Raw genomic sequence first — 12,923 nt, 5'->3', positions numbered from 1 at the left:
TTTGGATACATCAATGCCAATGAAAAATTCAAATTCCATATCTTTACCCTGTTTATGTTAGTAAACAGTTAACATGTTTTAAACACCATCAATTCCTTACTAATGAGCCTCGTAAACTCTAATTTCTATTTGATGCCATAGTTTAAAACAAGCGGTAAAGGAGTAAATCGACGAATAGGCCTCTACGCCTGGAAATGACAATAATGCGCCTTTACCGCTGTTAACTTTTTCCACAAAACTCCAGGTTATTAACAAAGAAAAAGAAGCAAAAAGAAAGCTTCAACAATAATAATAACCTCTATTATTCTGTTGAAGCTAATCTAAAGGAAATGACACTTTTTCTATTAATGATAAAATTAACGTTCCATCAGACAGTTACACTGATGAGACAAGAATATCCCTTCAAATATGAAACATCACTTTAAGCAATATAATCCTGCCGGGAAGGGTGTACGAGCTTGCAGTCAATGTATTGGCTGATAGGTAAAGCGTATTATAAGTTTTTACGTTAAGGAAATTGGCGGCGCTGAGTTCCAGGTCGGTTTTCCATTGCTCGACCCTGAGTTTTGCCGAAGCATCTGCAAAAAAGTATTTCAGATCGGGGTTGCCCTGCTGGCGGGTAAAGTAATGCTCGCCCGATAACTTGAACTGTAAATCTGTTATAGGGTTATAATTTACCGAAGCTTGTTGAAGTAACTGGTTAATATGATAAGCCGAGGCCTCTGCCACCGAATGGCTGTGTGTTTGTGTAAATATAGCTTTATAGCTAAAGTTTACCTGATCGTTTACTTTGGTATCCACGCCGGCATTAAGGGTTGTAGAAATGGTGTTGAAAGGCAACAATGCATTATTCTGGATCTGTACCGATTTATTGCTTTGCCACTGGATTCCTCCGCTGAAGGTTGTTTTTAATGCGAAAGAATATTTACTAACTGTGCCGTTCGCCGTCCACGAATCGGTACTGTTTGGGTATGGCAGTACTACGCGTTGCTGCAGATTGTTGGTGATTACCCCTGATGCGATGTTATTGGAAGCGATATGGTTATAAAGTACGTTCACACTGGCGAAAAATAGTGTTAGCGCCTTACGATAATTGAACCCCAAGGCTGCCATCTGATTTTGTCTTTCGGTAAGGCCGGCATTGTTGGCGTAAAGTGTGCGGTAATCTTTCAGGATATAGCCCCTGTACATGTCCTCTATAGTGCCTGTTTCGTTGCGGTAGCTGTAAAGAAAATTCAGATAGTTCTCGAGCCCGGTTTGATATTTTACCTTTAGTTGAGGATTAAAATATAACCTGGTTAGGCTTTTGCGCAGCGAATACAGGCTATCTGAATAATTGATCTGCTGCAGGCTCAGCGGCAGGGTTAGGTTCACTTTCAGGATATCGCCTGGCAGATCGTAGGCTGCTTCGGTATAGATTTTTTTTCGTGTCCAGTTTAAATGGTTTATCGAACTGTCCGATTGGAGGTTAACTGAGTTATTATTTTGAACGGTGCTCAAATCAGATGTTAAATTTTGTGACTGAACACTGAACCCTGTCCTGAAGCTTTGTGTGATAAGGTTTGAGGGTATCTTGAAAGAGAGATAGTTATTGGTGTACCATGCCGGTACATTTACATTTTGCGTCAACAGGGCATAGGGTATGCCGTTGTTAAATATCCCATTATTAAAGTCCGGCCCAATAGTTCTGCTCTCCGGTTCGGCCGAGTGGCTGATATAAGAATAGGCCTGGATGATATTATTGGATCTTAAAGATTTGATCAAATTAAACTCATTTGAAAAGTTCAGCGCATTGTCCCTGAAAACCTGGTTCACCATGCTGCCGTTGGCATTCAGGTCTGAATAATTGGTCGACCGGTTGTTATCCATCAACAGCACATTGTTCAGGTAATATTTATCCTGGTTAACATTCAGCGTAAATTGGGTATGCAGTATGTCGGGGCGAAAGCGGTTATGTTGTGTTTCGTTATAGCGTACCGTGTCGCCGGGTAAATAAACGGTGGTGTGCTGACTGTAATCCTGCCGGCGGGTATCGTGCAAATAATAGGCATTGATCTTCATTTGCACATTCTTTTTAAAGTTGACCAGGTTATTGAGGTTGAGGATGCCGGACTTGTTGAACAGGTACCTGTTGCGTGATAAAGCCGGGTCGTTCACCGAACCAAGCGACAGTACGGTTGCAGGTACATCATTATCTATCCGCTGCATGTAATCAGCATAATTGTGCGATACCAGGTCTTCCTGCAAGTCGTTACCCGTGTTGTTGGCTTTGAGGTAGTTGATAGCCTTGTATTTATCTTTAAACATCATGGTATTCAAATCCACATCATAATTTGCCGGTATGCCGGCACCGATGCTTTCCTGGCCTACCATCTGTAATTTAGCTCCCTTTTTAAAGCTGAGGTTGAGTGCCACATCATCGCTCACCACTTTATTTTGAAGCACTTTAACCGGCTGATGGTTTTGGAGCACCTGCACCTGGTCAACCACTCCCTGTGGAATGGTGCTGGTAGCAATATTATATTTATCATCCAACAGGTTATCCCCGCCGATGTACAGGTTAGTGATAGGTTTATTGTTATAGCTGATCCTGCCATCGGAGGCAACCGTTATGCCCGGTAGCTTTTTAATCACGTCGCCTATAACCCTGTCCTGCACACTGCTGAAATCAGATACTTTATAGCTTAAGGTATCGCCGTTTGTCCGGAGTACCGGCCGGCTGCTTTTTACCACCACTGCCTGCAACTGGTTAATAGAAACGGATAACACAAAATCAACCGGGGCCTGCACATCAGTGATGTTTTTGCTTTGGGTTTTATAACCTACACAGCGCGCTTCAACCATCCAATTGGTTACAGGCGTATTGGCCGGAAGGATTAAAGCATAAGCACCTTTGGCATCAGTTATGGCATAGTTTATAATGCCGTTGGTAGTTATATCCTTCAGGTTAAGGGTGGCGTAAGGAACAGCCCTGCCCGAACTGTCTTTTACGCTACCCTTAATACTTTGACCAAAGCAGACGGCCGAAAATAGCAACGCAATAAGCGATAGCCCAACCTGTGTTATAAGCCTGTTCATTTCTTTTCGGGTAATTCTATCGGGTTATTGATCACCGGCTGCGGACCTATCCTGATATCGATTTTAGGGGCTGGTCTGCCCTGGCTCGCCGCCTGTGCTGCCGCCATTGACTGTGCAAAGGCATTAGGGTCTTTGCGCATGGCCTCCTGCAATTTGGCAAATTCCTTTTCGGTGGTTTTGATGGCATTGGCAGGAGGTTGGATGATGTTAGGATCGCCGGGCTGATCGTCCATGCCTATCATAATCATTCGCCCCTGGTTGCCCTGGGGCTGGCTGGCTGCTTGTGTATCTTTTTGGGTGGAGATTACTGCTTTTTCAACCCCGTCAAACTTAAAAACAACTTCCTTTCTGGTATCATATGCTTCCACAATTACGCCCGGTAATCCATTGAGTTTCCAGGGGCCTATATGTAGCGGCAAATCGGGACAAAACCATGCTGTATAATCTCTGCCTTTAAAATGCGTAACCGCTTTTTGGCAATGTAAACCCCCAAGGGTTGCAGTATCGCCGCTTATTTTCCATTCGACGGATGGCAGCACATCTGTTATAAGATAGTTGTTGAACAGCAACGGTTCTTTGCGGAAAAATTTCTTTCCGTTCGGGTATTGGTAGTACTCCACACCCGAGCCCGACGACCGTCTTTGGATGTTAACATGACCGTCGGGAGAGTTGGCCACCTGCTCCTGAACTTGCTTTTTGAACAGTGCGTCCTGCAGCTGTTTATCATAGCTTTTATAAGCGCCCGCATTTTTGCCTACAATCAAAACCATGTTTTCGGTATAGGGGTGATCGCGGTTAGTAGTATCCCTGACATGGGAAAACTTGTAGTGTACCAATACCTGCGCGGTATCTGGCTTTTGTGCCGACGCAGAGAACACCGAGGTTAATAGTGCGGTGCATAATAGCAATTGCTTTTTCATAATTTGGATATTTTTAAGCAATTGTACGTTGACGTTTCAAGGCGCTAAAAACATTGGTACCAACACCTTTTTCAGATGCTTGTAAAAAGGATATTTGTTATTTGGACCTCCGTCAAAAACAAAACGCCTGCAGTATTAACCCCGGATTTCAAAAAATGCCGGTTTAGCTGCCAAATCATTATATTGACATCAATAATTTATGAGTAACAGGGGCTTAATATACCTTTGACGAATGCACCGTATCAAAGCCAAACATATCATTGAGATACTGATCCACCTGGCATTCTGGATAGGGGTGTATTATACCCTGACCTCGTTAACAGGCTCAAATGTGAGGGTGCGCATAACTCAAAACGGAAAGGTGATGGAAAAGAGCCAGATCGATACCGTTTTTCCGTATTCGCGTATTACACTTGCTTTTTTGGCCCTGCTGTTTTACGGCAATATATTTTGGATATTTAAAAAAGTGCTCCGTTATAAAAACGTAGTTGCGGGCATAGCTATGGCGGCGGCCTGGTTTTTACTGGTTTTCATGGCCAATTACATTTTCGTTGTATCTAAATTAAACAATAACCTTCCCGCCGTACCCCCGCTTCCCGGTTTTGCCGCAGGCGGGGGCGGCAATATTCATCTTATAGATGGCCGTAATATAATTTTCGGGATGGGGAACTGGATGCATATGCAGCTCACCATGCTGCTTATTTTCTTAACCGCAGCGGGGCTTTCCATAGCCTATTTCTTTTTGAAGGAATGGGCACGGAATGAACTGGTGCGCAACCAGCTGGAAGCTTATCAACTGAATACCGAGATCAAATTCCTGAAATCGCAAATTAACCCGCATTTTCTGTTTAATACACTCAATAACCTGTTTTCGATGGCGCAGGAAAAAGGAAATGATGAGCTTGCCGATGGCATCTCCAAACTCTCGGGCATGATGCGCTACATGATCTATGACAGTAATGCCGATGGCGTACCGCTAAATAAGGAAATAGCATACCTGGAAGATTGCATCACGCTGAATAAACTGCGCTATGCGGATGATGAAGTAAAAGTGATATTTGATTATCCTGCACAAACCGGGAACGCCGTTGTTGCGCCAATGCTGTTTATCCCATTTGTTGAAAATGCTTTTAAACATGGCGTTTCTATTGGCCAAACCTCCGGGATAGATATTGCTATCACCCTGTCAGATCATAAGTTGAGTTTCTCCTGCATCAATACAAAATATGGCGCTATTAAAAAGATGGAGGATGAAAAAAGCGGTATCGGGCTCGAAAATGTAAAGCGGCGGCTCGATTTGCTGTATCCCGACAAACACAATCTGCAGATAAGTGAAGATGGAGGAGAATTTATTGTTAAACTCGAACTTGACCTGGTATGATAACCTGTATTGCCATTGATGATGAGCCAAAGGCGCTTGAAGTGATAGAACGTTATTGCCATAAAACAAGCCTGGTTGATTTAAAAGCTACCTTTCGCGAACCGGTGAAGGCGATTGAATTCCTGAATCGGGAGAAAGTGGATCTGATCTTCCTCGATATCAATATGCCCGATATCAGCGGAATGCAATTGGTGCAAACCTTGTCGCCCCGGCCGTTGATTATTTTTACCACTGCCTATAGTCACTATGCTGTTGAAAGCTATGATCTGAATGCGCTCGATTACTTATTGAAGCCCATTACCTTCGAGCGCTTTCTTGCAGCGATAAATAAAGCAGCGGGAGTAAGATCTTCAAAAAACGGTGGAAGCAAAGAGGATGAGCCTACCGTTTTTATCAAAAGCGGTCCGCAAACCTACCAGGTTAACGTGAGCGAGATCTTGTACCTGGAAAAAGACGGTAACTATATCACCGTTCACCTTAAAGACAGAAACATCCTGGTGCGCGAAAACATGGGGGATATTTTTGACCTCGTACCGGCAGGGGATTTTTTAAGGGTGCATAAATCGTATGTAGTAGCTATCAAACATATTACTATGATTGAAGTGCACCAGCTTATTATTAATGGCGAAAAGATCCCGATAGGCAGTACCTACCGGGATCTTTTGCGCAGCAGATTGGGATTGAAATAACATTTGTTAAATCTCCGGCTATCGCGCAGCGTTGTATTGCTCATCGGTTACGTGTTCCAGCCAATCAACCACTTTGCCATTCAGGTTTTCCTGTATGGCTATATGGCTCATGCCATTGGTGGCCGAAGCACCATGCCAATGCTTTTCGTTAGCTTCAAACCAAACCACATCTCCAGGGCGCACTTCCTGAACAGGACCGCCTTCGCGCTGTACCCAACCAAGCCCTGAAACAATAATAAGGGTTTGCCCCAAGGGGTGAGTATGCCAGGCTGTTCTTGCGCCCGGCTCAAAAGTTACGGTAGCAGATACTCCCCGGCGGGCCTCATTGGCATCAAATAGCGGGTCAATCCGTACGGCGCCAGTGAACCAATCTGCCGGCCCTTTGGCAGAAGGTTTAGTGCCTAATCTTGTAATTTCCATTCTTTTTTATTGTTTTTAAAACCCTATTTTAACAGGGATGCCTTAATTAAGGTTTTTTGTAAAGAAATCAACCAGTTTGTCAAAAGGGATTAAATCTGTTTTGTCGTACAAATCTACGTGCCCGGCATTCGGAACAATATACAACTCTTTTGGTTCGGCTGCACGTTGATAAGCGTCCTCACTAAACTCTCTCGAATGAGCATGATCACCCGTAATGAAAAGCATCGGTCGTGGTGAAATGGTTTCGATATCATTGAACGGATAGAAGTTCATGAATTTAACATTGCTGGTTAATGTTGGGTGTGTAGTAAGTTCGGGTGAGCTTCCTTTGGGCGTATATTCTCCCCGCGGCGTGCGGTAAAATTCGTAAAACTCACGCTGTATCGGGTCTGTATGCTTATCGAGCTTGTGTACTGTGCCGCCGGTGTATTTGATTTCACCGCCATTGAACTCAGTATAGCGTTGTTCGGCTGCTGCAGAAATAATGTTTTTGCGCTGCTCGCTGCTTAATGAATGATGGAGCGCATTCCGGCTCGCCGCGCCCATATCGTACATGCTTACGGTTGCTATTGCTTTCATGCGCGGGTCAATTTTAGCCGCGCTGATCACAAAACTGCCACTACCGCAAACGCCAATTATGCCTATCCTGTTTCTGTCTGCAAAAGTACTGCTGCCAAGAAAGTCAACCGCTGCACTGAAATCTTCAGCATAAACATCGGGCGAAACAGCATTGCGCGGCTGGCCCTCACTTTGGCCCCAGAACGATAGGTCGATGGCGAAAGTAATGAAACCTCTATCGGCCATATTGGAGGCATAAACATCGGCACTTTGTTCTTTTACTGCACCCATGGGATGGCCTACAATGATGGCTGAGTGTTTTTTATTCCGGTCTAAACTTTTAGGGATAAAAAGATGCCCCGCAACGTTCATCCGGTATTGGTTTTTAAAGGTAACAGCATACATGGTAACCTTATTGCTTACCTTAAAAGTTGTATACCCCTTGGGCGATATTTCTTCCATTTTTTCTGTCTTCTGTAATTTGTCTGATTGAGCGTAGGCCTGTCCTGACAACATCAGCCACGCGGACGCTACAATTATTAATTTTCTCATGTGGGATGTGATTTTCTTATTGAAAAATGGTCCTGAGTACCTTTGCCGGAACCCCACCGACAACCGTGTTGTCCGCAACGTCCTTGCTGACTACCGCACCTGCAGCAACAACGGCATTTTCGCCAATGGTTACACCGGGTAAAATGATTGCTCCCGCACCAATCCAGGCATTTCGTTTTATTAAAATGGGTTTGCATAACATCCCCCGGCGGTCTGTAGGGGCAAGCGGATGATTCTCGGTAATGAGGTTTACCTTAGGACCTATAAGCACATGGTCGTCCAGGGTAATACCGCCCATGTCAAGGAAAGAGCAGGCATGATTAATGAATATATGTTTGCCTATATTGATAAAGCGGCCAAAATTGGTATAGAATGGCGCAAATATGGTTGTACTGTTGTCAATTTGACTTCCGATAATATCGCTTAGCTTCTCTCTTACCTCGTCCACACTGGTTGCAGCATTGAGCGCCGGCGACAAAGACAACGTGCGGTTAACCACCTCGTTTACCTTCATAAATTCCGGGTCATCCAGCCCGACAAGTTCTCCGGCTTTCAGTCTTTCGAAGATATCTTTCATATTGCAAAAGTAGGGAGGGCCTTACTTTTGCTGTTTATGAGTATCAAACCAATAATTAAGGATTTCAAACTTCCTGGACACGCAGGGACGAAGGGGTAGTACCTGTCATGCGTTTGAAATAGTTGTTAAAATAGCTTGGGTACTCAAAACCAAGTGCGTAGGCTATTTCGGCAATGTTCCAGTCGGTGTGTTGTAATAGAGCTTTGGCTTCGCTGATGACGCGCTCGGCAATGTGGGCTGTTGTTGGCTTGCCGGTAACCTCTTTAACTGCGCGGTTTAAATAGTTGATGTGCAATGCCATGTTTTGTGCATAATCCTGTGCCGACTTCAATTGCAGTGGCTTATCCGGGCTTTCGATCGGGAACTGCCTTTCCAGTAGTTCAAAAAAAACTGCGGTGATGCGGGAGGCTGCATTTTTATGCTGGTCAAAGTTTTCTGAAGGCTGCAATTTCATTGCTTCATGCAGAATCAGGTTGATATAGTTGCGGATAAGGTCATCTTTGTAAGCATAGCTGCTTTGCTGCTCCTCAATCATTCTCTGAAAAATAGTATTCAAAAATATCCGTTGTTGGTCGGTTATGGTAAGAATAGGGGTGCCACCTATTTTGAAGAATGGTGACTGTTGCAGGATATCGGAACGCTCAGACAAATTTAGAAACTCCTCTGAAAACAGGCAGGTATAACCCGCATAAGTGGTTGACAAGGTTTCCCAGGAATAGGGGATATGCGGATTGCCGAAAAACAATACTGTGCCTTCTGCCTCAAAGCTGCGGTCGGCGTAATGGATGAGACTTTTACCAGTGGTAAGGCAGATCTTGTAAAAATCCTTCCGGCTGTAAAAACGTGTTGCCTGTCCGTCTTCCTCAATTTGGAAAACATTAAAGCCTTTTAACCTGAGCTCACTGTTAAAAGCAGATAACAAACGCGCCTGGCTGTTTTTCATGTTGTAAAGTTAAGAAAATCAAAACAAGACCGTACAATAGAGCCCGACTGATACTGGCGCAGCCGCGCTTTTGTTAGCATATTCTGGTAGTGAAGGATGTACTGCGACGATACTCAATTCCTACTCACTTCTCAGGCTTTTTACAGGGTTCGCTTTTGCTGCCTTTATGGCCTGGAAACTTATTGTTGCAAGCGCAATAATTGTTGCTGCAACGCCGCCTACGGCAAATAACCACCAGCTGATATTTATGCGATAAACATAAGCTTGCAGCCATTGGTGCATGTAATACCAGGCAATAGGCGTGGCTATGGCAAATGCGATAACGATAAGCATGATGAACTCTTTTGAAAACAGGTAAACTATACTGCCCGGGGTAGCACCAAGTACCTTACGGATCCCTACTTCCTTTATCCGTTGTACTGCCATGAATGAGGCTAAGCCATATAACCCGAGGCAGCTTAGGAATATGGCAATTGCAGCAAAGATTTTATACAATTGGGCTAACTGATTTTCCTGCTTGTAAAAACCGGCAATTTTATCATCGAGAAACTGATATTCATAAACAAAGTCAGGAAAGGTTTGCTCAAATGTTTTTTTAACAGCATCCAGTGTGGCCGCCATATTTGTTGTAACCAGTTTTATTCCGGCCTGGTTATACATAACTTTATCTGTGGTAATAAGCAGAGGGGCCAGCTCCTGTCGGAAAGACCGGTCATTGAAATCTTTCACTACACCTACAACGGGGCATTTTATCAGATCGCCCCAGATGCTTATTTCTTTATTCAGTATTTCTTCGGGCTTTTTTATCCCCAAACTTTTCAGCAACGATTCATTTACCAAAAACTCACTTGTCATAACAGAAGGTTTGAGGTTTCGACCGGCTATTAATTGCAGTTTATAGGCTGGCACATAGTCCTGATCGGCAAATTTGGTAATGGCTTTAAAGTCAGTTTCTTTTTGCGCATGATCATATTTGATGGCGCTCCAGGTGTCGTTGCCATTTTCTATTGGCGTATTGGAACTAAAGCTTACCGATTTTACGTCATTTATGGATAACAGCTGGTTCTTTAAATACTCCATTTTGCTGAGGCGGACACTATCTACCCGAAAAGGAACATTAATAACGGCATCTTTATCAAAACCTAAAGGTTGGTCCATAAAGTAATTCATTTGCTTTACAATAATGAGCGTTCCGATGATCAATGCCTGCGCAATGATAAATTGAAACACCACCAATCCCCTTCTTAATGAAATTCCACTTGAAGGATCTGTTGTAAGTTTGCTTTTTAAGGCATTAACCGGGTTGAAACGGGATAATACAATAGAAGGATAAAAACCGGCGAGTGCAGTTACCACAACGGTTACAATCAGAAGAAATAAGATAATTGCGGGGTTACTGAATATATTAAATGAAAGAGATAGTTCTAAGAGCCGGCTCACATAAGGCAGTGCAAGTATGGTTATCACAATTGCAAATATTAAAGCGCTTGCAACTATCAAAAATGTTTCGGCAATGAACTGCAGTTGCAATTGAGATTTACTACTCCCCAAAACTTTTCTCACACCAACTTCTTTTGCACGGTTAACGGCCTGCGCGGTGGAGAGGTTGATAAAGTTTACACAGGCAATTAACAATATGAAGGCGGCTATCAGCCATAATACGTTAAGCAAATCATGACTGATTGTTTTATTGCTGTAGTTGCCAACCTGGCTGTCATAATGTACCGCATTTAATGCCTGAATAATATGACTGTCCTTATTGTCGGATGATTCTACCTTTTGTGAGTATGCCCGCAGCTGCTTATTAAAATTGTCGGCAGTAAGGTTTTGAGGTAATAAAATATAACAGCCAAAATCAGCTACCGTTCTGTTCCAATCGGTAGATTTTGATAAATAGTCGCCGGTAAACCCTGTGCCGAAACTAACAACAACTTTTAGCTGAAAGTCGGAATTTGCAGGAATGGTTGCCAGGATGCCCGAAACTCTTAACACATCTGTGCCGTGCTCAAACATAAAGCCACCCATTTGCAGTTTAATGGTTTTGCCCATTGCTATTCGCCAGTCGCCAAAATACTTATCGGCAACCTCTTTGGTAAGCAATACATTATCCGGATCTTTTAATGATGCATACGAGCCCGCCAGCAGCGGAAAATTGAATATTTTAAAAAATGACGGATTGGTATAAAACAGCCCCCTTTGCTCCTTAAACATTTTAGTTGCGGCGCCATTATTATCGGGTATAATCAGCTGATCATTTTGGCTTGCAAAAATGGGTGCTACCTGTTCTATTTGAGGGAAAGCCGTTTTTAATCCTAAGGGGAGCGGAAAAGGGATATCCTTACCATAAGTAATATTTCCTGTTTCTGCGTGATGATATTCGGTTAATACACGATAGGCACGATCTTTCTTTGAGTGAAAATTATCAAAGCTTGTTTGAAACTGGATAATGATAAAGATCACCATACAAACGGCAATACCCACAGCCAGACCGGTAATATTAATGGCGGTATAGCTTTTATTACGCGCCAGGTTGCGCCATGCTATTTTGAAATAATTCTTGAACATAAAATTGCGGTTTAATTTCTTACGGAGCCACTTGGTAGCAGTCTCGTGATTCGAAATTACCGGCGCAAATTGAGGATGACTGCCCAACTTATAAGATGAGAAGTCTTTTTTTAAGTCATTTTTATATTCCAGCGGGCTTTTTCCGGTTATCTGTTTAAAAATGCGGTTAAAGCTACTTTGGGAGTTGAACCCGGACTCATATGCAATCCCTAAGAGGGTGATATAATCGTGGGCGGGATCCTGCATTTTCCGAATTGCCGCCTGTACCCGGTATTCATTAATAAAATCATTGAAGCTTTTTTTGAGTACGGTATTGAGGATTCGCGATAGCTCATGGGTATGCAGGTTAAGTTTTGCAGCAAGGGAGCTTAAGTTTAATTCAGGGTCCTGGTAGTAGTGGTTTTCTTTAACAGTCCTTTTCAACCAGATCCCTTTTTGTCTCAGTTCTGCCGGTAGTAATGGTTTTAAAATCGGTAAGGTATCTGCCTGTGCGCTAACTTCCGGTCTTAAAAAAGCACTTGCTGCAATCCAGGTAAGCATCGACATTAACAGCAGGTACAAAGGATAATAAGCCTGCGGGTTTAATTTATAATTGTAATAAAAATAATCTGTGGCTGTAAAAGGGATCCATAACAGCCATAGTAGCCCGAAACCTGTTATTAAGTTTCGAAGCCACCGCATTTCGTGCCGGTAGCGATCGCCGCCATTAAATTTTAGTTGCTTGTAAAAGTTTTCGATCAGTATATGGCAACGGTATAGGTAAATAGCCACCGAAATAAATGCTAATAGTTGCAATACCGGTTTCGATTGCTGAAATATTAACGTGTTGTAAGTTGCAGTGCCGGTTTTTATGCTTTCCAGCGTTGCTAAGGTGTGGGCACCTAACTCCAATAAAAGGGGACTGAAATGCAGTAAATCTTTGCGGTAGAATTTATAATCAGGCTGGGTTGTTTTGAGTACATAGAGGTAAATAAGTGGACCAATAGCGAGCGAAAATTGCATCGGCAGCCTGCTCCAAAAAACAGCATAGTTTGCCAGCTGAATATCAATGGCCAATAGCCGTGCTATCCACAAAACTGCTATAGCCAATGCCATTGCTAAAAATTGGTTTGCAGCCCTGTTTAGCTTTTGGGTAAACCACAAAAGCAGGATAAAAGTGAGGCCGATGAACAGCATCCCAAAAAACGCGGCATCATAAAGGGTAATATGGAAGGTGTACGGTTTCAAGCGAAACAATTAG

Annotated in this window: 9 protein-coding genes; 2 read left to right on the top strand and 7 right to left on the bottom strand. The window is 43.3% G+C overall.

Annotated elements, in window-relative coordinates; all coding sequences use genetic code 11:
- Window positions 1-402: 402 nt before the first annotated feature.
- Window positions 403-3,078, bottom strand: coding sequence for a carboxypeptidase regulatory-like domain-containing protein (locus BMX50_RS25955; protein ID WP_091216940.1), 2,676 nt, complete (start codon window positions 3,076-3,078; stop codon window positions 403-405).
- Window positions 3,075-3,998, bottom strand: a complete 924-nt coding sequence (locus tag BMX50_RS25950; RefSeq protein WP_091216936.1) for a GLPGLI family protein — start codon at window positions 3,996-3,998, stop codon at window positions 3,075-3,077. Before BMX50_RS25950 ends, BMX50_RS25955 begins: the two co-directional genes overlap by 4 nt.
- A gap of 232 nt (window positions 3,999-4,230) precedes the next feature.
- On the opposite strand from BMX50_RS25950, the gene BMX50_RS25945 reads away from it, so the two are divergent.
- A complete protein-coding gene (locus tag BMX50_RS25945) occupies window positions 4,231-5,379 on the top strand; it encodes a sensor histidine kinase (protein ID WP_091216931.1) in 1,149 nt (382 codons plus the stop codon).
- The gene (locus BMX50_RS25940; RefSeq protein WP_091216927.1) at window positions 5,376-6,068 is read left to right on the top strand and encodes a LytR/AlgR family response regulator transcription factor; all 693 of its coding nucleotides are present in this window, start codon (window positions 5,376-5,378) and stop codon (window positions 6,066-6,068) included. The genes BMX50_RS25945 and BMX50_RS25940 overlap by 4 nt, the downstream gene beginning before the upstream one ends.
- Before the next feature lie 18 nt (window positions 6,069-6,086).
- Here BMX50_RS25940 and BMX50_RS25935 read toward each other — a convergent pair whose 3' ends face one another.
- The 5 genes from BMX50_RS25935 to BMX50_RS25915 form a co-directional block, all read right to left on the bottom strand.
- Window positions 6,087-6,488, bottom strand: coding sequence for a (R)-mandelonitrile lyase (locus tag BMX50_RS25935; RefSeq protein ID WP_091216923.1), 402 nt, complete (start codon window positions 6,486-6,488; stop codon window positions 6,087-6,089).
- Window positions 6,489-6,530: 42 nt separating this feature from the next.
- Window positions 6,531-7,598, bottom strand: a complete 1,068-nt coding sequence (locus tag BMX50_RS25930) for an alpha/beta hydrolase (protein WP_091216919.1) — start codon at window positions 7,596-7,598, stop codon at window positions 6,531-6,533.
- Window positions 7,599-7,614: 16 nt separating this feature from the next.
- Window positions 7,615-8,175 carry a DapH/DapD/GlmU-related protein gene (locus tag BMX50_RS25925; protein WP_091216915.1) on the bottom strand — a complete coding sequence of 187 codons (561 nt, stop codon included), beginning with the start codon at window positions 8,173-8,175 and terminating at the stop codon, window positions 7,615-7,617.
- A 64-nt stretch (window positions 8,176-8,239) separates the two neighbouring features.
- Window positions 8,240-9,118, bottom strand: coding sequence for a helix-turn-helix domain-containing protein (locus BMX50_RS25920; protein ID WP_091216911.1), 879 nt, complete (start codon window positions 9,116-9,118; stop codon window positions 8,240-8,242).
- 120 nt (window positions 9,119-9,238) lie between these two features.
- Window positions 9,239-12,910, bottom strand: a complete 3,672-nt coding sequence (locus tag BMX50_RS25915) for an ABC transporter permease (RefSeq protein ID WP_143065269.1) — start codon at window positions 12,908-12,910, stop codon at window positions 9,239-9,241.
- Between the last annotated feature and the right edge of the window lie 13 nt (window positions 12,911-12,923).

It is taken from the genome of Mucilaginibacter gossypiicola (assembly GCF_900110105.1).
Taxonomy (GTDB): Bacteria; Bacteroidota; Bacteroidia; order Sphingobacteriales; family Sphingobacteriaceae; genus Mucilaginibacter; species Mucilaginibacter gossypiicola.
This window is presented reverse-complemented; position numbering and strand designations above follow the sequence as displayed.